This is a genomic window from Shumkonia mesophila (genome assembly GCF_026163695.1).
GTDB lineage: Bacteria > Pseudomonadota > Alphaproteobacteria > Rhodospirillales > Shumkoniaceae > Shumkonia > Shumkonia mesophila.
The window spans coordinates 25,882-51,363 of record NZ_JAOTID010000011.1 but is presented as its reverse complement, the minus strand read 5'-3'; the positions used below and the strand labels follow the sequence as shown (position 1 = coordinate 51,363).

The window sequence follows — 25,482 nt, the reverse complement described above, 5'->3', positions numbered from 1 at the left end:
ACGGGAGAAAAAATAAATGAAATTCAATCCGCTAGTGCGGAAACATGGGTCTTGTTCCGCCCCTGGAAACCAGAGGTTTCTCCGTTTACGGGAGCCGTCAGACGATGATATCGTACTTTGGTGAACAAGATCAAAACTGTCCCGCCCCCCTTCGTGGATGGATGGACAGGGAGTGTTTTTCACTGCAAACGTCAAAAAGCGTGGAGGGAGAACTCATGCTAAAGAAAATTGGCCGGATGACCTGCGTTGGAGTCATTGCGGGTTTCATGTCTGTCCCGGCTACTCAGGCCGCGGATTTCACGTTCCATGGGGCGAGCCAGTTCGACGAGACCCATGCGTTCACGCGCCTGATGCGCAAGTTCGAGGAACTGACCGCACTTTACAATACGAGCGGCAAGTCCCTCGAGTTCGTCATGCACCTGAACAGCGAACTGGGCCTCGAGAAGGACTTCTTCAACTACATGAGCCAGGGCGTCTCGGTCGACTATGCCGTCGTCTCGCCGGCGCACATGTCGACCTATTCGAAGTGGGCGACCCTGATGGACCCGCCGTTCCTGTTCAGGGACATGGGGCATTGGGCCAAGGTGCTGTCGAGCGACGTGCTGAAGCCGATCGACGACGACATCCTGAAGCGGGCCGACGTCATCATCCTCGGCTACGGCGGCGGCGGCATCCGCAACCTGATCGTCAACAAGCCGGTCACCAACATGGCCGAGATCAAGAATCTGCCGGTTCGTGTCCAGGGCGCGCCGATCTGGAGCTCGACGTTTGCGGCCGCCGGCATGGCCCCGACCGTGATCGCCTACGCCGAAGTCTACAACGCGATCCAGACGGGCCGCATCGCCGCTGCCGAGAACGAGGCCGCCGGCCTGCTGCAGATGAAGTTTTACGAAGTCGGGCCGCACATCGCGATGACCCAGCACGCCATCACCATCCGGCCCCTCGGGTTCGCCAACAAGACCTTCAAGAAGCTGCCGAAGGCCCTCCAGGACGCCATCATCCAGGCGGGCAAGGACGCCGGCACCTACGGCCGCATCCTCGAGTCCAGCGAGGACTCGAAGTTGATGGCCCAGTCGCAGAAGGAAGGGAAGCTGAAGATGGTTCCCTTCACCGAGCGTGACAAGCTGGTGGCGGCCACCGCGCCGATGGTCGAGAAGTTCTTCGCCGACGTCGGGGCGGCCGACCTCTTCAAGGCGATCCAGGCCGTCAAGTAACCTGACGGACGGGATCAACAATCCTTTCGACGGAGGGGCCGGCGGTCATGATCACCGTCGGCCCCTTCGCCGGTTCACCTCATGACATCGCTTGCCGTAGTTCGCGTGGGAATCCGCAAATGAGACGCGCCATAGACTACTACTACCGCTTCCTGAAACTCGCCCTGACGATACTGATGTTCCTGCTCATGGTGCCGGTAACGCTGCAAATCTTCTCGAGCTACATCGGGTTCATCCCGCGGTACATCTGGACCGAGGAGATGGCGCGTTTCTGCTTCATCTGGATCATCCTCGTCGGATCGATGATCGCGGTGCGCGACGGCAGCCACTTCACGGTGGACCTGCTGCCGCCCACCGTCAGCAAGCGCACAGAAGCGGTGCGTAACCTGTTCGTCGATATCTGCATCTTCATCGCAGCGGTCGTCTTCGTTTTGTGGGGCGAGCACTTCGTCGCATCCAGTCTGCAACAGACGTCCGAAATGGCCGACATGCCGATGGTGTATATCTACATCGCCTGGCCCTTGGCTGGTGCCAGCTACATCCTGTTCCTGGCCGAGAAGACGGTCGACAACGTGAAACTGTTTCGGAGTGCAGCCTGATGTCGGCGTGGGAAGTTTCCTCGATCCTTTTCCCGGTGTTCCTCGGCCTGGTGTTCTTGCGGGTACCCGTGGCTTTCTCTCTAGGCCTGGCCTGCATTCCGGTGTTCCTTCTGGAAGACCGGCTGACGCCCTTCCTTTTGATGAACGAGATGTACAAATCCTACAACTCGTTCGTCCTGCTGGCCGTGCCCTTCTTCCTGTTGGCCGCCAACCTGATGAACGCCGCCGGCATCACCGACCGCCTGATCCAGCTGTCGCGCGCCCTGGTCGGCCACCTGCCGGGCGGATTGGGCCACATCAACATAATGGTCAGCATGCTGTTCGCCGGCATCTCGGGCTCCTCCACGGCGGACGCCGCCGGCATCGGCTCGCTGCTCATCCCGCAGATGAAGAAGCAGGGCTTTTCGACCTCGTTCACGGTGGCCATCACGGCGTGCTCGTCGGTGATGGGCGTCATCATCCCGCCCAGCATCCTGATGGTGGTGTGGGGCGGCCTGATGACGGTCTCCATCGGCGGCCTGTTCCTGGCCGGCGTCATCCCGGGCTTCCTGCTCGGCCTGTCGATGATGGTCACGGTCTACATCTACGCCAAGATCTACAACTATCCGATCTATCGGCGCTCGACGCTGCGCGAGGCGGCCATCGCCATCGTCCGGGCCATCCCGCCGATGATGACGCCCCTGATCATCGTCGGGGGCATCGTCGGCGGCTTCTTCACCCCGACCGAGGCCTCGGCCATCGCCGTCATCTATTCCCTGCTGCTCGGGGTCATCGGCTACCGTTCGCTCAAGCTCCCCGACATCCCGCAGGTATTCTACGATTCGGCGCGCTTCGCGGCGATCTCGCTGTTCTGCGTCGGCACCGCCTCGGCCTTCGGCTGGCTGCTGGCCTACTACAAGATCCCGGTGGCGCTGGTCGAGTATCTCAAGCCCTTCGGGGTCGGCCCCATGAGCACCGGCCTGATCGTCATGGCGGCGTTCCTGATCATCGGCATGTTCATCGACGCCATCCCGGCCATCATCATCCTGGGTACCGTGCTGTGGCCGCTGGCCGAATTCGCCGGCTTGAACCCCATCCACTTCGCCATCATCGGCGTCGTTTCGCTGGCCTTCGGCCTGGTGACGCCGCCCTACGGCTTGTGCCTGCTTATATCCTGCGCCATCGGCGAGATAAAACTGCTGAAGGTGATGAAGGACGTCGGCATCATCCTGGCGCCCATGATGGGCGTGCTGCTGCTGGTCGTCCTCTTCCCGCAGATCATCCTGTGGCTGCCCCGCCTGATCATGCCCCAGTACGTGGGCTGACCTGTCGGGCGGTTCGTCCATCGAAAGCCCCGGGACCGCAAGGCCCCGGGGCTTTTTTATGTGCCCCTAGAGCATTTTGCGGCCGCATGGAATCACCCTTTTGTTGGTCGTCATTCCCGCGAATGCGGGAATCCAGGGCAACCGCTCCGTCACTCGCCCTGGACCCCCGCATTCGCGGGGGTGACGATGAAGAATGATCCCGCCTGAATGCAAAATGCTCTAGTGCGACTCGCGGGGCACGGCGGCGCCGCGGGCGCCGACCAGGAAGTCGAGGTCGGCCCCACGGTCGGCCTGCAGCACGTGATCGTAATAGAGCTTCTGGTAGCCCCCGGCCATGGGCGGCGGCGGCGGCGTCCAGGCCGCCCGCCGCCTGGCGAGCTCGGCCTCGGCGACGTCGAGATGCAGCCGCCGGGCGGGCACGTCGAGTTCGATCATGTCGCCGTCGCGAACCAGGGCCAGCGGCCCGCCGGCCGCCGCCTCGGGCGAGACGTGCAGCACGACGGTGCCATAGGCGGTGCCGCTCATGCGGGCGTCGGAGATGCGCACCATGTCGGTGACGCCCTTCTTCAGAAGCTTCTCGGGCAGCCCCATGTTGCCGACCTCGGCCATGCCGGGATAGCCCTTGGGCCCGCAGTTCTTCAAGACCATGACGCAGGTCTCGTCGATGTCGAGCGAGGCGTCGTTGATGCGCTCGTAATAGTGCTCGATGGTCTCGAACACCACCGCCCGCCCGCGATGGGTCATCAGGGCGGGCGAGGCGGCCGAGGGCTTGAGCACGGCGCCGTCGGGGGCCAGGTTGCCGCGCAGCACGGCGATGCCGCCCTTGGCCGTCAGCGGCTGATCCCACGGGCGGATCACCTTATCGTCGTAGACGGCGGCGTCCTTGCTGTTCTCCCAGATGGACTTGCCGTTCACCGTCAGCGCGTCCTTGTGCAGCATCCCCTTCTCGCCCAGGATCCGGATGACGGCGGGCAGGCCGCCGGCGTAATAGAAGTCCTCCATCAGGTATTCGCCCGAGGGCATCAGGTTGACCAGCGTCGGCACCTCGGCGCCGATCCGGTCCCAGTCGTCGAGCGAAAGCGGCACGCCGACGCGCCCGGCCAGCGCGATCAGGTGGATGACCGCGTTGGTCGAGCCGCCGATGGCGCCGTTCAGCCGGATCGCGTTCTCGAAGGCCGCACGCGTCAGGATCTTCGACATGCGAAGGTCCTCGTGGACCATCTCGACGATGCGCCGGCCGGCCATGTGGGCCAGCGTGCCGCGCCGCGAATCGGCGGCCGGGATGGCGGCGTTTTCCGGCATACCCATCCCTAAGGCCTCGACCATGCTGGCCATGGTGGAGGCGGTGCCCATGGTCATGCAGTGGCCGGGAGAGCGGCTCATCGCCGCCTCGGCGTTCATGAACTCCTCGACCGTCATCTTGCCGGCCTTGACCGCCTCGCTGAACTTCCAGACGTGGGTGCCGGAACCGATGCGTTCCCCTTTGTAGCGGCCGTTCAGCATCGGCCCGCCCGAGATGGCCAGCGCCGGCAGGTCGCAGCTGGCCGCCCCCATCATCAGCGACGGCGTCGTCTTGTCGCAGCCGACCAGCAGGATCACCCCGTCGATGGGCTGGCCGCGGATGGACTCCTCGACCTCCATGGCGGCCAGGTTGCGAAACAGCATGGCGGTGGGGCGGAAGGTGATTTCGCCCAGCGACATCACCGGGAAATCGACCGGGAAGCCGCCGGCCTCCCACACGCCGCGCTTGACGTGCTCGGCGATGAGGTCGAAGTGGGCGTTGCAGGGATTGAATTCGGATTTGGTGTTGCAGATGCCGATGACCGGCCGCCCGTCGAAGACGTGGCTGGGCAGGCCCTGGTTGCGCATCCAGCTGCGGTGGATGAAGCCGCCCATGTCGGCCGGCCCGTACCAGGCGGCGGAGCGGAACTTTCCGTTGCCGTTTCCCTTCTTGCCGTGCTTGGCGTCTTTGCCGTCGCTCATCGCTGATCTCCCATCGGCGGAGGCGGCCCGGCCGGGCGCCCCCCATTGTCTCCCGGCGCCACTATAGCATTTCGGGGCGCGGCGGGGCAGCCGGGGGAAGGAGCGACGCCCCGGCCGGCCCCGGCGCCCGGCGCGGGGCCAAAAATGACGAGATTCCGGTTTTGGGGATTGGGGCTAACCCATTGAACCGACAAAGGAAAACAGGGAAGCGCCGAAAAAAACCTCGTCATTTCTCGTCATTTTGCCATTTTGTTTTTTGTTTCCAAGGACTTATGGGGCTTTTACGGCCCCCGCCCCGGGCCCGCCCGCGCGCGCTCAACCGGCGGCGCGGCCCCAGGGGCCGCCGCCCGACGCGCCCGACCTGGGCCGGCGCGGGAAAAATCAGTAAGTGAATATATACCTATTTAGGGAAAATGTCAAGGGCGGCAATGGAGCGTTGCAGCAAGCTGGCTAATGAGCGGTTGTCCGCTCATGACCCGAAAGGACCTCCAGGTGCCCGGTCCGCCACTAGAAGGCGAACCCTCTAAGTTCCAAGCGGTGTTTCTCCTTCATCCCGAGGGCCGCAGCGCCGGACATACCTAATTGGTTCGATACTGCACTCCCTCTATGGCAATATAAAATTTTGGGGTATTCTATCACGAATGAGGGAAGCGCCCATGAGTACATCGACAGGTCATGAGGCTTCGGAGTTACCGCACCCCAAGGTCAAGTCAGTTTCGGCAACTATTCTTGGTGAGTTTTTCGACACGCTCGCCAAAGATGAGATGCTGACTGATATTGCACCGAAGCTTCGTAAAACGGTTCTCGATGACGGTATATTCGCTGAACCCGCTATCCGGACAGCCTTGTTCCCGGATGCTCCATGATCCGCATCGAAAAGATCCACATCCACGAATTTCGCGGTATCCGCGAACTTAAGCTCGACCTTAAGGGCCAAAATTTCGCCGCCTGCGGGCCAAACGGCACTGGCAAGAGCGGCATCGTAGACGCAGTCGAATTTGCGCTAACGGGTAATATCTCACGTCTCGTGGGTGCCGGCACTGGTGGGCTCTCGGTGAAGGCTCATGGTCCCCATGTCGACAGCCGTAACAAGCCAGAAGCGGCCTTCGTCACCCTCGACGTCATCATTCCGGCGCTCGGCGGCAGAAAGGCTACGATTCATCGCACCGTGAAAGCAGCTGGAACGCCGAAAATTACGCCTGCCAATTCCGACGTCATCGCAGTCTTCGATGACGTGAAACTACACCCAGAGTTCGTCCTCTCTCGGCGCGAACTGATCCGCTACGTCATCTCCGAACCTGGGCAGCGTGCAAAGGAGGTGCAAAGTCTGCTTCGCTTGGACGACATCGAGAGGTTGCGCGCAGTTCTACAGAAGATCGCCAATGCCTGCGCCAGGGATCTGCCGGTCTTTGAGCGCGCGGAAGCTGACGCGATCAAGAACCTACTAACGACGCTCGACGCACCCCAATTGAGCAAGAAGGCTGTTCTCGCTGCGGTGAACCCACGTCGAGAGACCCTTGCCCTTCCGCCGCTGACAGACCTCGACGCGACCACTTCGGTCAAGGATGGTCTGGCGACGACGACTGCGTCCAGACCCGGCCGCGTTCACAAGGTCCAGGCCGTCGCCGACCTTGCCACGATGAAAGAGGCGCTGGAAATCCTTGGTTCAGAATCCTTCAAGCAGGCCTGCGCAGCGGCGGAAGCCTCTGCTGCTGAGCTCGGAAAAGACGCCGACAGCCTAGATGGCCTTTCTAGGGAGACCCTGCTCAAGTCGGCTGTCGAACTCTATGATGGAACCAATTGTCCGGTCTGCGATACGCCATTCGAGCCAGGCGAGTTCGAAGCCCATCTCGCCGCTAAGCTCGGCCATTTCGATGCTGTCACGAAAAAGCGAACCGCTTTGGAAGCCGAGATCAAGCCGCTGCTCGACACGCTGTACGCGGCCGGGACGGCACTCGCCACCATGATTGGTTACGCTCCTCAGTTTTCACCGCCCGTTGATGCGAAAGCGCTTAGCGACTTCAAAGCCGTTCTGCTCGGACGTTATCAGCTGCTTCAGAAATTGCTCCCGCTCAATGACACGCGTGCCGTTCTGGCGACGGCAAACAGCGTCCCTGATCTTGCCGCCGCCCGTGATGCACTGGCGGCCGCCATCGACGCGATCCCAGAGCCGACGAAGCAAGACGCCGCACGCGAGTTCCTCATTCTAGCGCAGGAGCGGCTAGAACAATATCGGACGGCCAAGCTCAAGGTGACAGCCGGTAAAGTCCGGGCGGAGCGCGCCGCGAAAGTCTTCAACACCTATGGCGAGGTAACGACATCTAGCCTGGAGAAGATCTACAAAGATGTGGAAATGGCCTTTTCGAGCTACTACCGCAAGATCAACGAGGACGACGAAAGCGGCTTCACCGCAAAGCTAATGCCGTCGATCGGCAAGCTCGGTTTCGACGTCGATTTCTACGGTCGTGGCCACTTTCCACCAGGGGCCTATCACAGCGAGGGACACCAAGATGGTATGGGCCTCTGCCTCTACTTGGCCCTGATGAACCACCTGCTTGGGGAGAACTTCACCTTGGCGGTGCTGGACGATGTACTGATGTCGGTTGACGCTGGCCACCGGCGCCAAGTCTGCACCCTTCTAAAAGAGAACTTCCCGGATACCCAGTTCGTCTTCACGACGCATGACGAGATTTGGCTGCGGCATATGAAGTCCGAAGGACTTATCAAGGGTCGCAACTTTGCTCACTTCCGAACTTGGACCGTCGATCTTGGCCCCACGGAATGGGATGATCGAGACGTCTGGGGCGAAATCGACGCTTACCTTGCTGCGGGCGATGTCCGAGCCGCTGCCGCCCTGTTGCGCCACTATCTGGAGCATTTTGCCAAGGAGGCATGCGATAGGTTGCGGGCGAATGTGGAGTTCCGGGGCGATGCTCAATTTGTGCTCAGCGACCTCCTACCGAATGCAACCAGTACGCTCGGCGATCTTCTGAAGAAAGCCAAAGTGGCCGCGAGTTCGTGGAATCAGAGGGACGTCATCGAAAAGATCGAGATGCTCGAAGTGGCATTCGACGAGGCTAAAATCCAAACTAATTATGATAACTGGCAGGTCAATGCCGCCGTTCATTTCAACGCCTGGGCCGACCTCAAGAAGGAGGATTTCGCGCCCGTCGTTACGGCGTTCAAAGCCCTCACGGACTCGTTCGGCTGCGCGACCTGCGAGGAAATGTATTTCGTCGCTCCCGATCGTGGAAGGAAGGAGGCGCTTCGTTGCGGATGCGGCGAGTTGAACCTCAATCTCCTGCAAAAAAGGCCATAACGACGTCGGCACCCCGAGGAGCACAATTGATTAGTTTCCGTAATTTTCAGACCCTAGACCCAGAGACAGTCGATCTGGTCCGAGACCTCATGCGCAATGCTGATCGTCAGCGATCTGCGTTCATGTCGTTCGTCAACGTCTGGATGGCTTTCAACGGTTGGATGGAGTCAGTAACGCAAGCCAACACAGACGCTGCGATGATCACTGCCCTGGCAACAAATGAACGTCTGATCAAAGCCTACGACGCGTTGATGTACCAATCCGGGTCCTTTAGGAATCGAGTCCATTCTTTCGCGGCGATGTGGCCCGTATTGAATGTCCGGGACGTGCGGAAAAAGTTGGGCCATGATGTCTTTTCGAAATTATCGATGGACGAACTTCTGGCTGAATGCGTGCGCCATCGTGTCAAATTTCAGCCACAGGACTGGGAAAACAATCATCCTCCGTCTTGGGAACAACTGCTTTGGACGATCTACCTTGTCCGCTGCAATATGTTCCATGGAGTGAAGTCGCCGCAGAATCAGAGAGACCGCGAACTGATCTTACACTCTGACCGCATCCTACGCATATTCATCCAGGATGCTGGCTGCTTCGAATGGCGCGACTGACATCGCGAAGCGCAGTCCCTCTCCCACGCCACCCAGCGAAGCCCAACCGCTACCGCCCATAACCCATCCCGCTACCTATCCCGCCCCACACCCACCGCCATCCCCCCCCGCGTTCGCAACCCAACACGCGCTTTCGTTTTCGCGCATGCGTTGATTCGTTTCCGAAAAGCCGATAAGATCGGTTTCATCTGGGGGACTAATCAAGAATGGCGGCTTCCATCAATATCGAATGGTTCGCCCGCGCCGGCCCAACGATGGCAGGCGACCGGGTGGCCGAACGCGCGGTCGCACCGCATCCGTGAGAGTGGTCGAGTTGAGGGACGCCAATCCCCCGTAATGGGACTGCCGGTGGCGTGAGGCATCGGCGTTTTCCGAAGGAGGAAGTGATGATCCGTTCGTCGAAGATTCTTCCGATCGCACTGACGGCCCTGCTGGCGGCCAGCCCCGTGGCCGCCCAACAAATCGAGGACGAGCTTGTCCTCATCACGCCGGTCGCCAAAACGCTGACCGATCCGGCGCTGGCGGCCTTCGCCAAATACGCCAAGGAAAAGTGGAACGTGACGGTCAAGGCCAGCGCGCTGGCCGCCGGCACGCCGGTCGCCTATGGGCGCATCGTCGAATGGAAGGGCCGCCCCGCCGCCGACATCTTCTGGGGCGGCGAAAGCGCGCTGTTCGACAAGCTGTCCCAGCAGAACCTGCTGGCCAAGCTCGACCTGCCGAAAGAGGTGATGGACGCCATTCCGGCCAGCATCGGCAAGCCGAAGGCGATCCCGCTCAAGGACCCCAAGGGCTTCTGGACCGGCACCGTGCTGGAACCCTATGGCCTGGTCTATCATCCCAAGGTCCTGGCCCGCATCGGCGCCCCGGTGCCGAAGGACTGGGACGACCTGCTGCACCCCAAGCTGAAGGGCCAGGTGGCGCAGTGCGCGCCCAGCCGCTCTTCCAGCAGCCATGCCACCTATGAAGTCATCCTGCAGCGCGACGGCGACGCCAAGGGGTGGGAGTTCCTGAAGAAGCTGGCCGGCAACACCGGCATGTTCACGGCGCGCAGCCGCGACGTGCCGTCGGTGGTGGCCAAGGGCGAGTTCGCGGCCGGTTTCGCGGTGCCCAGCTATATGGCGTTCGAGGACGTCCTGGCCGGCTTCGACGTCAAGTTCGTGGCCCCCAAGACCGCCTGGATCACGCCGGAGCCGATGGCGATCCTGGCCGGCGCCCCGCATCCCAAGGCGGCCAAGGCGTTCGTCGAATGGCTGCTGAGCGAGGCCGGACAGCGCGTCGCCATGGAGCGCGGCGTGTTCCCGATCACGCCCAAGTACAAGGTCGAGGGCGCGCCCGGCTCCACCGCCGAGAAGGCGGTCGCGTTCACCGGCGGCTTGCGGTCGTATTTCGACGTCGACGTCACCAACATCTACGACGAAAACATCGCCACGCCGCGCTACGAGAAGGTCAACTCGCAGTTCCGCCAGGACATCGAGTCCGTGTGGGAAGACCTGAAGAAGAAAAACTGAGCTTCACTCTCGATAGCGGACGGGCACCGTGCAAATACAAATCAAGAACGTCACCAAACGCTTCGGCGACATGGCGGCGGTAAGCAACGTCAACCTCACCATCCAGGAGGGTGAGCTGTTCACCCTCCTGGGTCCTTCCGGCTGCGGCAAGACGACGTCGCTGCGTCTCATCGCCGGCTTCTACACGCCGGACGAGGGCGAGATCCGCTTCGACGACCGGGTCGTCAACCACCTGCCGCCCGACCAGCGCGGCATCGGCATGGTGTTCCAGAACTACGCGCTGTGGCCGCACATGACCGTGTTCCAGAACGTCGGATACGGGCTGAAGCTGCAGAAGATTCCCCGCGAGAAGATCAACGAGCGGGTCGCGACCGTGCTCGACAACGTCGAGCTGGGCGGGCTGGGGGATCGCTATCCGGGCCAGCTTTCGGGCGGGCAGCAGCAACGGGTCGCGCTGGCCCGGGCGCTGGTGCTCAACCCGAAGATGCTGCTTCTGGACGAGCCGCTGTCCAACCTCGACGCCAAGATCCGGGTGCAGGTCCGCCAGGAGATCCGCAAGCTGCAAAAGGATCTCGGCATCACGACCATCTACGTGACCCACGACCAGGAGGAGGCGCTGACCCTTTCCGACCACATCGCCGTCTTCAACAAGGGCAAGGTCTGCCAGGTGGGCCACCCCAAGGAGCTGTACGAGCGGCCGGCCAGCTATTTCGTGGCCGATTTCATCGGCATCAACAACCTGATCGACGGCACCGTCGAAACGGTCGACCCGGCGAACAAGCGGGTCCTGGTGAAGACCGCGCTCGGCACCCTGCAGGCGCTTTACGACGCGCGTTTCCAGCCGGGCGCCTCCTGCGTGGTGTGCATCCGGCCCGAGAACGGCAGCATCAGCGCGGCGCCGTCGCCGGACCTCAACATGGCCGACGGCAAGATCACCTTCGCCGCCTATCTCGGCAACACGCTGCGCTACGACGTCCAGCTCGACGCCGGCGTCCTCTTCAAGGTCGACATCGGCGATCCGTGGCACCACCAGCCGCTGCCGATGGGAGCCCCGGTGACGATCAGCTTCCCCGCCGCCAGCACCGTGGTGATCGGAGCCGAACGATGAAACTGCGGGGCGCATACCTCGGAACGCTCGGCTTCCTGCTGATCTGGGCGTTCCTCATCCTGTTCGTTCTCTATCCGCTGAGCCGCATCTTCTACGACGCCTTCACCAACGAGGCCGGCCAGCTCACGGCCGAGAATTTCATCGATTTCTTCACCGACAGGTTCTATCTGCGCTCGCTGGTGAACTCGATGATCCTGGGCGTCGCGGCGGTCATCACGACCTCCATCGTCGGCATCGCCATCGCCTTCCTGCTGGTGCGCTACGACTTCCCCGGGCGCAACCTGTTCTCGTTCCTGACCATGCTGCCGCTCATCCTGCCGCCGCTGGTGGGCGTGCTGGGCTTCACCTTCATTCTCGGCCGCGCGGGAACCCTGAACGTGCTGCTGATGGATTGGTTCGGCCTCATCCACCCCATCAACTTCATGTACGGCATCCACGGGGTGCTGCTGGTCCAGACCATCCACCTGTTCCCGCTGGTGACGCTGAGCGTACTGGACGCGCTGACCAAGGTCGACCCGTCGCTCGAGGAGGCGGCCTCGGTCATGGGCGCCAAGGGCTGGCGCCGGTTCCGCGACATCACCCTGCCGCTGACCACGCCCGGCTACATCTCGGGCGCGCTGCTGGTCTTCATCTGGACGTTCGCCGATTTCGTGACGCCGCTGGTGGTCGGCGTGCAGGACCTGCTGGCGCCCCAGGCCTACCTCAACATCATGCAGTTCGTCGACCGCCGGATCTTCCGCATGGGGATCGTCATCTCGGCGCTGCTGGTCCTGCTGGCCATCATCTTCGTGCTGGTCGCCCGGCAGTACGTGGCGATCAAGGACTACAGTTCGCTTACCTACACCCAGGTCGAGCGCAAGCGCCTGCGGCCGGTGACGCAGTGGGTGGTGCTGGCCTTCCTCGTCGTCCTCATCCTGCTCACCTTCATCCCCCAGGTCGGCGTCCTGCTTGCCGCCGTGGGCCGGGGCTGGGCGCTGACGGCGCTGCCGGTCGAATACACCCTCGAATACTTCGAGCAGGTGGCCATCGAGACGCCCAAGTTCATCATCAACTCCTTCGTCTACTCCGGCCTCGCGGTGGCGTTCTGCGTGTTCGTCGGCGTGCCCATGGCGTGGATCATGGGTCGCACGGCGGCACCCGGCCGCGGCGCCATGGACGTGCTGACGACGCTGATCCTGGCCATTCCGGGCACCGCCATCGGCATCGCCTACATCCGGGCGTTCAACTTTCCGCTGCCGTTTATCGGCATCCCGCTGACCAGCATGTGGATCATCCTGCCGCTCGTGCTGGCGGTGCGGCGCATCCCCTACACGGTGCGCGGCAGCTATTCGTCGCTGCTGCTGGTCCACCGCTCGATGGAGGAAGCGGCGCAGAACGTGGGCGCCGGCAAGGTCCGTACCTTCTGGGACATCACCGTGCCGCTGATCTGGAGGGGCATCCTGGTCGGCGCCATGTTCTCGTTCCTGATGTCGATCCAGGAGGCCTCGGCCATCATCTTCCTCACCCTCGGCGGCTGGGAGATGATCCCGTTCGGCATCTTCACCTTCTACATCGCCGGCTCGCAAAGCCAGGCGGCGGCCTTGGGCGTGGTGCTGATCGCCGTCTGCGCGCTCAGCCTGTACGGGGTGAACCGCATCGCCGGCCGCCAGGTCGGCGGCCTGTTCGGCTGATCCGGCGGCCCGTTGGCCGGCAAGGCCGGAATACGACCCGAGGGCGGCGAAAGCCGCCCTCGGCGTTTGTGGAGCCGACACTGCCATCATCGCCGCCTTGACAAGGCCCCCTCGTCTCGGGCATCCTTTTTTGCGGAACTTAGTTCCAATAATGAAACAAGCGGCTTTCGGGGAAGGAGCCCCGTCCAGGTCCGTCCATCCGCGACGTTCGACAGACCGACCCCCAAGAATCTCCCGGCCATGCCGCCGGCGGTCTTGGCAAGGCCGGTCATTCCCGGATGAACGGACAGGCCAGCGGAGCGGCATTCCGCCAAAAGCCCACACCGAGGAGGCAAGGACATGTTGAAGAAAGTGCTCGGCCTGCTGGGAACCGCGTCGCTGGTGGCGGCGATGGCCACCCCGGCTTCGGCGGTCGAACTCAAGCTCGCCCACTACGCCCCGATCGACCATACAGCCAGCAAGGCGGCCGAGATGATGGCCGCCGCGGTGGCCAAGCGGACCAACAATGCGGTCACCATCAAGCTGTTCCCGGCCAACCAGCTGGGCGACGGCAACGAGGTGCTCGAACAGCAGATGAAGGGCGCCATCGACATCACGCTGCCCACGCAGCCGATGCTCGACAAGTACGGTCCGGCCGGCGACAAGCCGTTCGGCGTCGTCATGCTGCCGTTCGTCTACAAGGGCTATGAGCACGCCTGGAAAGTGCTGGACGGCCCCTTCACCAAATGGGTGGCCCCCCGCTTCGACCAGATCGGCCTGGTGCATCTGGCCAACTGGGAATGGGGTTTCCGCAACCTCACCAACAGCAAGCGCCCGATCATGAAGCCCGACGACGTCAAGGGCCTGAAGATCCGCACCCCCGGCGAAATCCAGCTGCAGGCGGCCATGGAAGCGGCCGGTGGCATCGTGACGAAGATCGCCTTCCCCGAACTGCCGATGGCCCTCAAGCAGGGCGTGGTCGACGGCCAGGAGAACCCCCTTTCCGTCATCAGCTCGCTCAAGCTGTGGGAGACGCAGGCCCACCTGGCGCTGACCTACCATTCCTACAATTCGATGGTGGCCGTCGCCAGCAAGCAGGCCATGGCCAAGCTGACCGCCGACCAGCAGAAGATCGTCAAGGAAGAAGCCCAGAAGGCCGGCCAGTGGTTCCGTGACGAGAACCTCAAGGCCGAGAAGGGCATGATCGCCCTGCTCAAGGAAAAGGGCATGAAGGTCACCGAGCCCGATCTCGCCGCCTTCAAGGCCAAGATGCAGCCGGCCTATGACTCCATCGCCGCGTACTCGGGCAAGGCCAATGTCGATGCGTTCCTGAAGATGGTTGCGGAAACCAAGTAGGCGCCGCAGCCCACCAATAACCCGGAACCGGGATGGAGAACGGACTATGTTGACGCTTGCGATCTTCAGCGTCCTGGTGGGACTCGTCCTGCTGGGCGTGCCGATCTTCGCAGCGATGGGGCTGACGGCGGTGGGCGTTTTCGCCCTGGCGGGCGAGATCGCCATCCTGCCGCTGATGGCCCAGCGCATGTACGTGGCGACGACGGGCTTTACGTTGCTCGCCATCCCGTTCTTCATCCTGGCCGGGAATTTGATGAACTACGGCGGCATCACCCAGCGGGTGTTCGATTTCGCCCGCGCCCTGGTCGGCCATATCCGGGGCGGCCTGGGGCACGTCAACGTGGTCGCCAGCATGATCTTTTCGGGCATGTCGGGGGCCGCGGTGGCCGATGCCGCCGGTCTTGGCGTCGTCGAGATGAAGGCGATGACCGAGAACGGCTACGACCGCGAGTTCAGCGCCGCCATCACGGCGGCGTCCTCGACCATCGGGCCGGTGATCCCGCCTTCCATCCCGTTCGTCGTCTACGGCAGCATGGCCGGCGTTTCCATCGTCAAGCTGTTCATGGCCGGCTTCGTGCCCGGGGTCCTGATGGGCCTGGCCCTGATGATCGCCGTCTATTTCATCGCCAAGAAGCGCGGCTATCCGGTCGACCCGTGGCCGTCGCTCCGTCATCTGTGGAAGACCTTCATGGGTTCGGCCCTGGCGCTGCTGATGCCGGTCATCATCATCGGCGGCATCCTGGGCGGCCTTTTCACCCCCACCGAGGCGGCGGTGGTGGCCTCGCTCTATGCCTTCGTGGTGGGCGGCGTCATCTACCGTGAATTCGGCATCAAGGACATTCCCGAGATCATCTGGGAATCGGTCAAGCAGAGCGTGCGGGTGCTGTTCATCATCGCGACGGCCGACTTCTTCAGCTGGGTGATGATCCACCAGAGCATCCCCGAAAAGGTGATCCTGGGGCTGACCACCATCACCTCGGAACCGTGGATCATCCTTCTGATCATCATCTTCATCCTGCTGGTGCTGGGCTGCTTCATGGAGGGGATCGCGGTGCTGGTCATCACCATCCCGGTCTTCATGCCGCTGATCGAGCGCTTCGGCATCGACCCGGTGCAGTTCGGCGTCGTCATGATCCTGTGCTCGATGATCGGCCTTCTGACCCCGCCGGTCGGCATGAGCCTCTATGCGGTGGCGACCATCAGCGGCGTTTCGATCGGCCGCCTCAGCACCGAGGTGTGGCCCTATCTGCTGGGCATCTTCATCGTCACGCTGATGATCAGCTTCATCCCCGAGCTGTCCCTGTGGCTGCCCAACCTGCTGATGCCGAAGTGAGGAGCATGATGAACGCCCTCAAAACCATCGACCGCGCCCTGGGTTGGGTGTTGCGCGTCTTCTGCATCGCCAACCTGCTGACCTTGACCGCCATCTGCGGCGCCGTCGTGTTCATCCGCTTCGTCCCCATCGCCAAGCTGAGCTGGTCGGACGAGGTCATCGAATGGCTGATGGCCTCGCTCATCTTCATGGCGGCGGCGGAACTGTGGCGCGAGAAGGACCACTTCAAGATCGATGCCCTGGCCCAGATGCTGGCCGGCACCCGGTCCGGCCGCCTGTTCGCGCTCGGCCTCGAAGTCCTGACCGCCATCTTCATCCTGATGTTCGCCCGCTACAGCCTCGACCTGACGCTGTCGATGGGACGCACCTCGCCCATCCTGTCCTGGCCGATGGCCTGGTGGTACGCCCCCATGCCGACGGCCGGCTTCATCATGCTGGCTTATTCCATCCGCAACATCGTCCAGGGCTTTCGCGCCACCGTCGATCGTTTTAAACAGGGGGCCGCCGACCGGCCCGGTGCCGCGTAGGCGCCGGACGGCGAGAGGAAAATTTCATGAGCACGCTGCAAAAGGCCTTCACCATCGTCGAAACCGTGGTCGCCCGCCAGCCGACCGGCATGACCTTCGCCGAGGTCGTGGCGGCCACCAAAACGCCCAAGGCCAGCGCGCATCGCATCCTCAAGGAACTGGTGGCGATGGGCGTGCTGACCTTCTCGCCCAACACGGCGCGCTATCGCGGCAGCCTCAAGCTGGCCGGGCTGGGCTGCCAGGTCACCGCCAATCTCGATCTCCGCATCCTCGGCCATCCGCACCTGGAGGCCCTGCACGAAGCCACCCATCACACCGCCACGCTGGGCATCCGCGACGGCGATGCCGGGGTCTATGTCGACAAGATCGAGACGCAGGATTACGGCATCAAACTGTTTTCCGAAGTGGGCAAGCGTTTCCCGCTTCACTGCACGGCCATGGGCAAGTCGCTGCTCGCCTTCGCCCGCAAGGAGGATCGGGAGCGTTTCCTGACCCTGCCCTTGGAGGCCATCACCTCGAAGACAATCGTAGACCCGGTCAAGCTCCGGGAGGAACTCGCCACCGTACGCAAGGAGGGTTTCGCACTTGACCGGGAAGAGATCACGCGTGGCGTGATATGTGTGGCGGCGCCGATCTTCGGCTCCCCGGACGACGTGGTCGGCGCCGTCAGCATCGCGTTTCCAAGTTATATCTGCAGCGACCGCAGCATCGAGACCGAGATCGAGGCGGTGCGCCGCCAAGCCGCGGCCATTTCCGGTGCGCTGGTCAGAGGACAAGGGGATAAGGCAGCATGATTCTCGATACCTTCAGTTTGGCCGGTCGGACCGGCATCGTCACCGGGGCCAGCCGCGGAATCGGCGCCGCCCTGGCCCAGGCCATCTGCGAGGCCGGCGCCAATGTGGTGATCGCCGACATCCTGGAGGACAAGGCCAAGGAAACCGCCGCGGCACTGAGCAAACTGGGCGGCGGGCGGGCCATCGGCACCGTCGTCGACATGCGCTCCCGCCAAAGCATCCAGGCCCTGGTCGACACCACGGTCAAGGAATTCGGCACCGTCGACATCCTGTTCAACAACGCCGGCACCATCCACCGCACGCCCTGCGAGGACTTCGACGCCGACGTCTTCGAAGAGGAGATCAAGGTCAACCTGACCGGGCCGTTCCTGTTGTCGCAGGCCTGCGCGCGGGTGATGATCGCCCACAAGCACAAGGGCAAGATCGTCAACACCGGCTCGCTGCTGGCCGTGCAGGGCGGCCGCACGGTGCCGGCCTATGCCGCCTCGAAGGGCGGCCTGGTGCAGGTCACCAAGACCATGTGCAACGACTGGGCACAGTACAACATCCTGGTCAACGCCATCGGCCCCGGCTGGGTCGAGACCGAGAATACGGCGCCGCTGCGCGCCGACAGCGGCCGGCGCGACCACATCACCGGGCGCATTCCGCTGGGCCGCTGGGCGAAACCCGCCGACCTGATGGGCGTGGCCGTCTTCCTGGCCTCCGACGCGTCGGACTACATCACCGGCCAGATCATCTTCGTCGACGGCGGCTGGCTGGCCTTCTAGGCCGCCCATCGCGCCATCGGCACCGACTTTTCGAAAGGAGAACAAGCCGTGACCTACACCGCCAACAAGAAATCCAAGTACTGCCATACCATCAAGGACATTCCGCTGGTGCCGCTGACTGCGGCGTCGAGCACCCGCTTCCTGGCCAGCGATGGCGCCCTGCTCAGCTTCATCGAAAACCCGCCGGGCACCGAGTTTCCGCTGCACAAGCACGAGGCCGTGCAGATCCTGATCATTCTCGAAGGCAGCGAGATGCACACCTGCGGCGACGAGACCTTCCTGATGGAAGCCGGCGACGTCTGCATCCATCCGTCGAACACCATCCACGGCGGCAAGACGACCACCGGCTTCAAGGGCATCGACGTCTTCGTCCCGCCGCGCGATGACTATCTGCAACTGATGGCCAAGCACGGCCTGCCCGTCAAGCACGCGAAGTAACCTCCGCTCGACCTGAAAAGGGGGACGGCAGCCGGCCACTTCCGGTTTCCGTCCTCCCATTTTATGTCTTAGTCTTGCGTTCCGTTCCCGACCCCCGGGCGTGCCGCCATTGGCGGCGCCCGGGGCGTCGGCTTTTGTCGAGGAGCAACACCATGAAGAATTACCTTGGAGATCTGGCCGGCAAGGCCGTCCTGGTCACCGGCTCGTCCACCGGCATCGGCGCCGCCGTCGCCCAGGGCTTCGCCGCCAGCGGCGCCCGCGTCGCCGTTCACTGCAACCGCAGCCGCGCCGAGGGCGAAAAGGTGGTGGCCGCGATCAAGAAGGAGGGTGGCGAGGCCATCCTGCTTCGGGGAGACCTCAGCAAGTCGGCCGAGGCCCGCCGCGTGGTCGAGGAAACGGTGGCCGCCTTCGGGCGCATCGACGTGCTGGTCAACAACGTCGGCGGCCTGGTGCAGCGCACCATGGCGGTCGACAACGAGGACGACGTGGTCGACGCCATCATCGACCTCAACATCCGCTCGGTGGTGGCGGCGACGCGGGCCGCCATCCCGCACTTCGAGAAGCAGGGCGGCGGCGTCATCATCAACACCGGCTCGGTCGCGGCCCGCCACGGCGGCGGCCCCGGCGCCTCGGTCTACGCCGCCACCAAGGGCTTCGTCCACACGGTGACCAAAAGCCTGGCCAAGGAACTGGTCGGCAGCAAGATCCGGGTCAACACGGTATCGCCCGGCGCCATCTGGACGCCGTTCCACAAGGAGACCCCGGAATCCGCCGTCGAGCAGTGGAAGAAGATGATCCCCATGGGCCGGCTGGGCACGCCCGAGGACCTGGTCGGGGCCTATCTTTTCCTGGCTTCCGATTCGATGAGCGGCTACATCACCGGCCAGATCATCGACGTCAACGGCGGCATGGTCATGCCGTAGGAGGCGGTGGCGGGCCGTCCGCCTTTGACGATGGCCCGCCCGCCCCACCGCCAGCCGGAAGCATCCGTTGGACACCGTCTTCACCGTCACCCTGCCCTTCTTCGCCCTCATCGGCTGCGGCTACGCGGCGGCGCGCCTGCGCGCCTTTCCCGAAGCCGGCATCCCGGGGCTCAACGTGTTCGTCTGGTATTTCGCGCTGCCCGCCCTGGTGTTCCGCGCGCTCGCCCTGCGCCCGCTGGCCGAGATCCTCGACATGCCCTACATCGCGGCGTGGGCCATCGGCGGCTGGGCCGTCTATATCGTGACCGCGACGCTGGCCCGCCTGCTGTTCAAACTGCCGCTCGGCGCCGCCCTGCTGCAGGGACAGGGGGCGGAGCTTTCCAACATCGGCTACATGGGCCTGCCGATGCTGATCGCGCTGTTCGGCGAACAGGCGACGGTGCCGGCCGTGCTGGCCATGCTGACCGACATGGTGCTGGTGCAGACGCCGACCATGGCGCTGCTCGAAGTGGCGCGCAGCCGCGACGGCCATCCCCTGTCGACCGCCTGGAAGGTGATCAAGGGTTTCGCCACCAATCCGCTGGTCCTGGCGGTGGTGGCGGGCGGCGCGGTGGCGGCCTTTCGCATCGAACTGCCGGCGCCCGTCAACGCCTTTACCGAGCTTCTGGGGCGCGCCGCCGGCCCCTGCGCGCTGTTCGCCATCGGCGCCAAGCTGGCCGGGCAGCCGATAGCCCACCGCTTCGGCGAGGTGGCCCTGATGGCGGCCGGCAAGCTGGTCCTGCACCCGCTGGCGATCCTGGCGACGATGGCATTGACCTTCGGCCTCGAGGCCGAGCGCACCACCATCGCCGTGCTGGCGGCGGCGCTGCCGATCGGCGGAAATGTCTTTGTCGTCGCCCAGAGTTTCGGTATCTACGCGGCGCGGTCGTCCACCGCCATCCTGGTGTCGACGGCCGTCGCCGTGGTGACGTTTTCGGTGTTGGCCGGCCTGCTGGCGCCATGAAGACGGCGCGGCCGGCAAGGGGCAAATCCATGAGGAGGAAGCAAGCATGAGCGGCAGACTGGCAGGAAAGACCATCTTCGCGACGGCCTCGGGACAGGGCATCGGGCGGGCCACCGCGCTGGCCTTCGCCCGCGAGGGGGCCCACGTGTGGGCCACCGACATCAACGAGAAATCGCTGGCCACGCTGGCCGCCGAAAACCCCGCCATCAAGACCCGGCGCCTCGACGTCACCGACCCCGCCGCCATCGCGGCCATCGCCGCCGAGCTGGGCGCCGTCGACGTCGTCTTCAACGCCGCCGGCTATGTCGCCAACGGCACCATCCTGGAGTGCGACGAGAAGGACTGGGACCTTTCCTTCGACCTCAACGTCAAGTCGATGTACCGCGTGATCCGGGCCTTCCTGCCGGCGATGATCGCGGCCGGCGGCGGCGCCATCGTCAACATTTCCTCGGTGGCCAGCGCCATCACCGGCGTGCCCAACCGCTTCGTCTACGGCACCACCAAGGCCGCCGTCACCGGCCTGACCAAGATGATCGCGCGGGATTTCGTCGGCAACGGCATCCGCTGCAACGCGGTGTGCCCCGGCACCATCGATTCGCCCTCGCTCAACGAGCGCATGGCGGCGGGAGGCAACTACGAGGCGGTGCGCGCCAGCTTCATGGAACGCCAGCCGATGAAGCGCCTGGGCACGCCCGAGGAGGTGGCCATGCTCGCCGTCTACCTGGCCTCCGACGAGGCCGCGTTCGCCACCGGGCAGACCTGGACGCTCGACGGCGGCTGGACCATGTGACGGCCGGCGCATCCGAAACGCCCGGGGCGACGGCCCGCCGTTACGGGATCAATGGCGCCGGCCCCGTTTCCCGAAGGAGCGTCCGGAATCGGCGAGGTCGGCGGTGCGCCGCCAAAGCGTCGTGCGGCTGACCCCAAGCTGCCGCGCGACCCGCTCGGTATCGCCCCGGAATATCTTGCACAACTCCTGTACGACGGCGCCGTTCTTGTCGGCGCGTTCGCCGTCGGCCGTGGTTTGCGCGGCGAAGTCGCGGATGAAGACATCCTTGCCGATGGCCTCCAGCACCGCCATCCGGCACTCGTGTTCCGTGCAGTCGGCGCCGGTGCGCAGCAGAACCGAAATCCGTTCGATTACATTCTGGAGTTCGCGCGCGTTGCCCGGCCAGGAATAGCGGCAGATGATCTCGACGATCGTGGCGCGAAGGGGAAGAAGGCATTCGGCCAGGTCCGGGTGGCGGTCGGACAGAAAGTGGAAGAACAGTTCGGCGATGTCGTCGCACCTTTCCCGGAGGGGGGGAATTTCCACATGGAGGACGTTCAGCCGGTAGAACAGGTCCTCGCGGAAAATGCCCGCCGCAACGCCGTCGCGCAGGTGGCGGTTGGAGGCGGAAACGACCCGCACATCGATCGGGATCACGCGGTCGCCGCCCAGTCGCATGACTTCCTTTTCCTGAAGGACACGCAGCAGGCGCGCCTGAATGTGCAGAGGGATTTCCGCCACCTCGTCGAGGAAGATCGTGCCCCTGTGCGCCAGTTCGAAAAGGCCCATCTTGCCGCCCTTGCGCGATCCGGTGAACGCCCCCTCCTCGTATCCGAACAACTCGCTCTCCAACAGGGATTCCGGCAGCGCGGCACAATTGACGGCGACGAAGGGGCCGTCGCGATAGCTGCTTTCGTTGTGGATTCCCTGGGCGAACATCTCCTTGCCGACCCCGGTTTCGCCGAAGATGTAGACGCTGAGCCGGCTGTCGGCGAACAGGCGTGCGCGCGCGACGGCAACGCGCATGTTCTCGTCGACCGCCACGATGTCGTCGAACCGAATTCTGGCGGACAATCCCTTGTCCGCGAGTTTCGTGCGTATCCGGCCCTCGGCCTTCTGCAGTTCGGACACCTTCTGGAATGTCGTCACCGATCCCACCGCGTCGTCGCTGACCGCGATCGGAATCCGGTTGACCACCACCTTGATCCCGTTGAGTTCCCGCAGATGTCCGATCTGCGGCTTCAGGCTCGATGTCAGCTCGGTGTCCCCGATATCGGGAAGCGCCCCGGACATCGACTTGCCGATGACATTCGAGCGGGGCTTGGCCAACAGTTTTTCGGCCACCGGATTATAGGCGATCACCCGGCCATCGCTGTCCGTGGCAACGATGCCGCCCCAGCTGTAATCGAGAACCGCCTGGAAGATCATGCGGCGCTCCTTTTCGCTTCGGATTTCCAAGGCCATGACCTTGGCATCCTTGATGGCGGCGGCAATGCTCTCCGGCCCGGGGTAGATCAGCACCGACGGCAAACCGGCCTTCTCGGCCAGCCGGTTGGCGAGGCTCGCCCCGACCACCACGTCGACGCCCGCAGTCTGGAGACCGCGGCTCAGTTCCTCCTCGTCGGCAAACGAGATCTTGACGATGTCCATGTTCAGGCTTTCGCGCAGGACATCCGCGTAGCAGCGGGCATCCTTGTAGGTCGCGATGCCGATCCGCTCGCCCAGCCGCCTTGCCTTGGCAACGGCCGTGAGAATTTCGAACAGACCGATGTCGATGATCTTTACCGGAACGTCGGCATGTTCCTTGATGAAGGTGCCATTGGCACCCCCGCCCAGGAACATTTCGACCTTGTTCTCCCGATAGTAGCGCTTCACGGTATCGACGATCTCGCCCATCAGCCCTTCGATGAAACACAGCTCGATATCCGGATCGTCGACATAGTCGAGCGCCTGGAACGCGAGGGCGTGCAGATGGTCATAAGTCAGAAGGCCGATTCTCACCGTCATTTGGTCGCTCCGTTCCGGCCCCATTGCGGGGCGCGCCACAGCCGGAGAGAAACGTGAACTGGCGGCAGGTCCGGAAACCCACCGGCAATAGTTTCACAACCATACATGGGAACGCAAGGTCGGCCCACGGTGCGGCGCCGCCCCCCCTCCGCGGTGCGCCGGAGGGGGGACGGCGCCGGTATCGATATAATGTTTCAAAAATCGGGGAAGCTCGTAGAATGAAACATGAAGGGCGACGAGGAAACGTTATAAATCAATACGTTACATAATGGCATGGCATTTGCGTTGATCAGGAAAACTGACCAAGGGAGATGTCCATGAAGAAAACGACTCAACTGAAAGCACTCCTCCGTGACCGCAAGCTGCTGGTGGCTCCGGGAGCCTATGACGTTCTCAGTGCGAAGATCATCGCCCAGTCCGGATTCGGGGCGGTCTACATGACCGGCTACGGCACCTCGGCCAGCGTTCTGGGCAAGCCCGACGTCGGCCTGCTCACCATGACCGAGATGGTCGCCCGGGCCGCGGCGATCGCCGACGCGGTCGACGTGCCGGTCCTGGCCGACGGCGACACCGGCTACGGCAATCCGTTGAACGTGATGCGCACGGTGCGCGAATACGAAAAGGCGGGCGTCTGCGCGATCCAGCTCGAAGACCAGCTATTCCCCAAGAGATGCGGGCATATGCAGGGCCGTCGGGTCATTCCGATGGAAGAGATGGTGCAGAAGATCAAGGCGGCGGCGGATACCCGGCTGGACAGCGATTTCGTCATCATCGCCCGGACCGACGCGCGCACCAGCCTTGGCCTCGACGAGGCCCTGCGGCGCGGCAAGGCGTACGAGGAAGCCGGCGCCGACGTGATCTTCATCGAATCCCCCGAAGGGGTCGAGGAGATGCGCAGGATCACGGCAACGTTCCCCGATACCCCCACGCTGGCCAACATGCTGGAAGGGGGCCGCACGCCCAACCTGACCACCGACGAACTCGAAGCCATGGGATTCGGGATCGCCATCTTCTGCACCGGACCGCTGTATGCGGCCGCGAAGGCGGTTTCCGACTACATGGTCGAACTGAAGACCCAGAAGACTACCCAGAAGCTGCTTCCGGAACTGATCGCGTTCGAGGATTTCAACGCGCTGATTGGGCTTCCGGAATATAACTCGACCGAAAAACACTACAGTTCCTAAAACGAAAATATAAAATATTATTGCAGGAGGATTCTATGAATAAGGGAAACGTATTCCGTATTCTGTCTGCCGTATGCGCCTCTTTTCTGGCACTTTTTTTTGCCTCTGAACAGGCTCATGCCACAAAGTTAAAGCTTGGACACACGGGGTCTCTGGATCACCACTACCAGAAGGGCTCCGACATGTTCAAGAAGCGGGTCGAGGAACTGTCGAAGGGCAAGATCCAAATCGTCATCTTCCCCTCCGACCAGCTCGGCAAGCAACGCGAACTCGTCGAGGGAGCGCAACTCGGCACGGTGGACATGGTGCTCACCTCCGACGTTCTCCTGTCCAGTTTCGAGCCGACGATGGGGGCGCTCGGACTCCCGTTCCTTTTCCGCGACCTTGACCACCTGGGCAAGGTGATGGACGGCCCCATCGGCGACGAGTTGTCCAAGAACCTGGAGAAGAAAGGCCTGAAGGTTCTCGGCTATTGGGAAAACGGCTTCCGCCACATCACCAACTCCAAGCGTCCGATCGTCAAGCCGGACGACCTGAAAGGTCTGAAGATCCGGACTCCCGAGGGCGCGGTGTTCGTCGACACGTTCAATGCCTATGGGGCGAGCGCGACCCCCATGTCGTTCGGCGAGCTGTACTCGTCGCTTCAGCTTAAGGTGGTCGACGGCCAGGAAAACCCCGTCGCCCATGTCCTGACCCAGAAGTTCTACGAGGTTCAAAGCTTCCTCTCGCTCAGTTCGCACATTCATTCGGTCGAGCCCCTGCTCATCAGCACCATGATCTTCAAGGGACTGCCGGCGGACGAGCAGAAGGTCCTGCAACAGGCGGGCAAGGAGGTGGCCCCCTGGATCCGCGCCGAAGTGGCACGAATCGAGGCCGAGCAACTGAAGTTCCTGGAAGGGAAGATCGCCGTCAACAAGGCCGACGCCGCGGCATTCGAGGCGGCATCGAAGCCCGTCTACGACAAGTACGGGCCGAAGTTCGGCGATCTCATCCAGCGCATCAAAGCCGTGCGGTAACGCAGCCCGGCCATGCTGGAGACCCCGCGGGGGCAGAGATGTCTGCTCCCGCGGGGGCCTTAAGGGAGGAAAC

22 protein-coding genes are annotated in these 25,482 nt (G+C 63.2%); 20 read left to right on the top strand and 2 right to left on the bottom strand.

Annotation, left to right across the window (positions count from 1 at the left end):
• The first annotated feature begins 266 nt into the window (after positions 1-266).
• From ODR01_RS17110 to ODR01_RS17100, 3 genes are all read left to right on the top strand, one after another.
• Entirely contained in the window at positions 267-1,214 is a 948-nt protein-coding gene (locus tag ODR01_RS17110) for a TRAP transporter substrate-binding protein (RefSeq protein ID WP_316978909.1), read from the top strand.
• 119 nt (positions 1,215-1,333) lie between these two features.
• Positions 1,334-1,813, top strand: coding sequence for a TRAP transporter small permease (locus tag ODR01_RS17105; RefSeq protein WP_316978908.1), 480 nt, complete (start codon positions 1,334-1,336; stop codon positions 1,811-1,813).
• The gene (locus ODR01_RS17100) at positions 1,813-3,117 is read left to right on the top strand and encodes a TRAP transporter large permease (RefSeq protein ID WP_316978907.1); all 1,305 of its coding nucleotides are present in this window, start codon (positions 1,813-1,815) and stop codon (positions 3,115-3,117) included. Before ODR01_RS17105 ends, ODR01_RS17100 begins: the two co-directional genes overlap by 1 nt.
• A 219-nt stretch (positions 3,118-3,336) precedes the next feature.
• Here ODR01_RS17100 and araD read toward each other — a convergent pair whose 3' ends face one another.
• Positions 3,337-5,100 (bottom strand): L-arabinonate dehydratase, encoded by a 1,764-nt coding sequence (araD, locus tag ODR01_RS17095; protein ID WP_316978906.1) that lies wholly within the window; start codon positions 5,098-5,100, stop codon positions 3,337-3,339.
• A 656-nt stretch (positions 5,101-5,756) separates the two neighbouring features.
• Between araD and ODR01_RS17090 the strand changes: the two genes are divergently transcribed.
• The 15 genes from ODR01_RS17090 to ODR01_RS17020 all read left to right on the top strand — a co-directional run bounded on the left by ODR01_RS17090 (position 5,757) and on the right by ODR01_RS17020 (position 21,223).
• Positions 5,757-5,966 carry a hypothetical protein gene (locus tag ODR01_RS17090; protein ID WP_316978905.1) on the top strand — a complete coding sequence of 70 codons (210 nt, stop codon included), beginning with the start codon at positions 5,757-5,759 and terminating at the stop codon, positions 5,964-5,966.
• Complete coding sequence (locus ODR01_RS17085) at positions 5,963-8,419, top strand: ATP-binding protein (protein ID WP_316978904.1); 2,457 nt, start codon at positions 5,963-5,965, stop codon at positions 8,417-8,419. Before ODR01_RS17090 ends, ODR01_RS17085 begins: the two co-directional genes overlap by 4 nt.
• Before the next feature lie 89 nt (positions 8,420-8,508).
• The gene (locus ODR01_RS17080) at positions 8,509-9,027 is read left to right on the top strand and encodes a hypothetical protein (protein WP_316978903.1); all 519 of its coding nucleotides are present in this window, start codon (positions 8,509-8,511) and stop codon (positions 9,025-9,027) included.
• A 386-nt stretch (positions 9,028-9,413) separates the two neighbouring features.
• Positions 9,414-10,535: an extracellular solute-binding protein gene (locus ODR01_RS17075; RefSeq protein ID WP_316978902.1), complete on the top strand. Its 1,122-nt coding sequence runs from the start codon at positions 9,414-9,416 to the stop codon at positions 10,533-10,535.
• A gap of 28 nt (positions 10,536-10,563) precedes the next feature.
• Positions 10,564-11,643, top strand: a complete 1,080-nt coding sequence (locus tag ODR01_RS17070; RefSeq protein WP_316978901.1) for an ABC transporter ATP-binding protein — start codon at positions 10,564-10,566, stop codon at positions 11,641-11,643.
• Positions 11,640-13,313 carry an ABC transporter permease gene (locus ODR01_RS17065; protein ID WP_316978900.1) on the top strand — a complete coding sequence of 558 codons (1,674 nt, stop codon included), beginning with the start codon at positions 11,640-11,642 and terminating at the stop codon, positions 13,311-13,313. Before ODR01_RS17070 ends, ODR01_RS17065 begins: the two co-directional genes overlap by 4 nt.
• Before the next feature lie 339 nt (positions 13,314-13,652).
• Positions 13,653-14,648, top strand: a complete 996-nt coding sequence (locus ODR01_RS17060; protein WP_316978899.1) for a TRAP transporter substrate-binding protein — start codon at positions 13,653-13,655, stop codon at positions 14,646-14,648.
• Positions 14,649-14,694: 46 nt separating this feature from the next.
• Complete coding sequence (locus tag ODR01_RS17055) at positions 14,695-15,981, top strand: TRAP transporter large permease (protein ID WP_316978898.1); 1,287 nt, start codon at positions 14,695-14,697, stop codon at positions 15,979-15,981.
• Between the two features lie 5 nt (positions 15,982-15,986).
• A complete protein-coding gene (locus ODR01_RS17050; protein ID WP_316978897.1) occupies positions 15,987-16,508 on the top strand; it encodes a TRAP transporter small permease in 522 nt (173 codons plus the stop codon).
• Between the two features lie 26 nt (positions 16,509-16,534).
• Positions 16,535-17,302 carry an IclR family transcriptional regulator gene (locus ODR01_RS17045; protein ID WP_316978896.1) on the top strand — a complete coding sequence of 256 codons (768 nt, stop codon included), beginning with the start codon at positions 16,535-16,537 and terminating at the stop codon, positions 17,300-17,302.
• Positions 17,299-18,069: a glucose 1-dehydrogenase gene (locus ODR01_RS17040; RefSeq protein WP_316978895.1), complete on the top strand. Its 771-nt coding sequence runs from the start codon at positions 17,299-17,301 to the stop codon at positions 18,067-18,069. The genes ODR01_RS17045 and ODR01_RS17040 overlap by 4 nt, the downstream gene beginning before the upstream one ends.
• Positions 18,070-18,117: 48 nt before the next feature.
• Positions 18,118-18,507 carry an AraC family ligand binding domain-containing protein gene (locus tag ODR01_RS17035; RefSeq protein ID WP_316978894.1) on the top strand — a complete coding sequence of 130 codons (390 nt, stop codon included), beginning with the start codon at positions 18,118-18,120 and terminating at the stop codon, positions 18,505-18,507.
• Positions 18,508-18,659: 152 nt separating this feature from the next.
• Entirely contained in the window at positions 18,660-19,430 is a 771-nt protein-coding gene (locus ODR01_RS17030) for an SDR family NAD(P)-dependent oxidoreductase (RefSeq protein WP_316978893.1), read from the top strand.
• A gap of 67 nt (positions 19,431-19,497) precedes the next feature.
• A complete protein-coding gene (locus ODR01_RS17025) occupies positions 19,498-20,433 on the top strand; it encodes an AEC family transporter (RefSeq protein ID WP_316978892.1) in 936 nt (311 codons plus the stop codon).
• Between the two features lie 46 nt (positions 20,434-20,479).
• Positions 20,480-21,223, top strand: coding sequence for an SDR family oxidoreductase (locus ODR01_RS17020; RefSeq protein WP_316978891.1), 744 nt, complete (start codon positions 20,480-20,482; stop codon positions 21,221-21,223).
• A 48-nt stretch (positions 21,224-21,271) separates the two neighbouring features.
• Here ODR01_RS17020 and ODR01_RS17015 read toward each other — a convergent pair whose 3' ends face one another.
• The gene (locus ODR01_RS17015) at positions 21,272-23,209 is read right to left on the bottom strand and encodes a sigma 54-interacting transcriptional regulator (RefSeq protein ID WP_316978890.1); all 1,938 of its coding nucleotides are present in this window, start codon (positions 23,207-23,209) and stop codon (positions 21,272-21,274) included.
• Positions 23,210-23,526: 317 nt separating this feature from the next.
• Between ODR01_RS17015 and ODR01_RS17010 the strand changes: the two genes are divergently transcribed.
• The gene (locus ODR01_RS17010; protein ID WP_316978889.1) at positions 23,527-24,393 is read left to right on the top strand and encodes an isocitrate lyase/PEP mutase family protein; all 867 of its coding nucleotides are present in this window, start codon (positions 23,527-23,529) and stop codon (positions 24,391-24,393) included.
• A gap of 35 nt (positions 24,394-24,428) precedes the next feature.
• Entirely contained in the window at positions 24,429-25,409 is a 981-nt protein-coding gene (locus ODR01_RS17005) for a TRAP transporter substrate-binding protein (RefSeq protein ID WP_316978888.1), read from the top strand.
• The last annotated feature ends 73 nt before the right edge of the window (positions 25,410-25,482 follow it).

Bases quoted from the DNA above. Each gene is read 5' to 3' on its own strand.
- ODR01_RS17110 (WP_316978909.1), top strand. From the start codon at position 267: ATGTCTGTCCCGGCTACTCAGGCCGCGGATTTCACGTTCCATGGGGCG.
- ODR01_RS17105 (WP_316978908.1), top strand. From the start codon at position 1,334: ATGAGACGCGCCATAGACTACTACTACCGCTTCCTGAAACTCGCCCTG.
- ODR01_RS17100 (WP_316978907.1), top strand. From the start codon at position 1,813: ATGTCGGCGTGGGAAGTTTCCTCGATCCTTTTCCCGGTGTTCCTCGGC.
- araD (WP_316978906.1), bottom strand. From the start codon at position 5,100: ATGAGCGACGGCAAAGACGCCAAGCACGGCAAGAAGGGAAACGGCAAC.
- ODR01_RS17090 (WP_316978905.1), top strand. From the start codon at position 5,757: ATGAGTACATCGACAGGTCATGAGGCTTCGGAGTTACCGCACCCCAAG.
- ODR01_RS17085 (WP_316978904.1), top strand. From the start codon at position 5,963: ATGATCCGCATCGAAAAGATCCACATCCACGAATTTCGCGGTATCCGC.
- ODR01_RS17080 (WP_316978903.1), top strand. From the start codon at position 8,509: ATGCGCAATGCTGATCGTCAGCGATCTGCGTTCATGTCGTTCGTCAAC.
- ODR01_RS17075 (WP_316978902.1), top strand. From the start codon at position 9,414: ATGATCCGTTCGTCGAAGATTCTTCCGATCGCACTGACGGCCCTGCTG.
- ODR01_RS17065 (WP_316978900.1), top strand. From the start codon at position 11,640: ATGAAACTGCGGGGCGCATACCTCGGAACGCTCGGCTTCCTGCTGATC.
- ODR01_RS17060 (WP_316978899.1), top strand. From the start codon at position 13,653: ATGTTGAAGAAAGTGCTCGGCCTGCTGGGAACCGCGTCGCTGGTGGCG.
- ODR01_RS17055 (WP_316978898.1), top strand. From the start codon at position 14,695: ATGTTGACGCTTGCGATCTTCAGCGTCCTGGTGGGACTCGTCCTGCTG.
- ODR01_RS17050 (WP_316978897.1), top strand. From the start codon at position 15,987: ATGATGAACGCCCTCAAAACCATCGACCGCGCCCTGGGTTGGGTGTTG.
- ODR01_RS17045 (WP_316978896.1), top strand. From the start codon at position 16,535: ATGAGCACGCTGCAAAAGGCCTTCACCATCGTCGAAACCGTGGTCGCC.
- ODR01_RS17040 (WP_316978895.1), top strand. From the start codon at position 17,299: ATGATTCTCGATACCTTCAGTTTGGCCGGTCGGACCGGCATCGTCACC.
- ODR01_RS17030 (WP_316978893.1), top strand. From the start codon at position 18,660: ATGAAGAATTACCTTGGAGATCTGGCCGGCAAGGCCGTCCTGGTCACC.
- ODR01_RS17020 (WP_316978891.1), top strand. From the start codon at position 20,480: ATGAGCGGCAGACTGGCAGGAAAGACCATCTTCGCGACGGCCTCGGGA.
- ODR01_RS17015 (WP_316978890.1), bottom strand. From the start codon at position 23,209: ATGACGGTGAGAATCGGCCTTCTGACTTATGACCATCTGCACGCCCTC.
- ODR01_RS17010 (WP_316978889.1), top strand. From the start codon at position 23,527: ATGAAGAAAACGACTCAACTGAAAGCACTCCTCCGTGACCGCAAGCTG.
- ODR01_RS17005 (WP_316978888.1), top strand. From the start codon at position 24,429: ATGAATAAGGGAAACGTATTCCGTATTCTGTCTGCCGTATGCGCCTCT.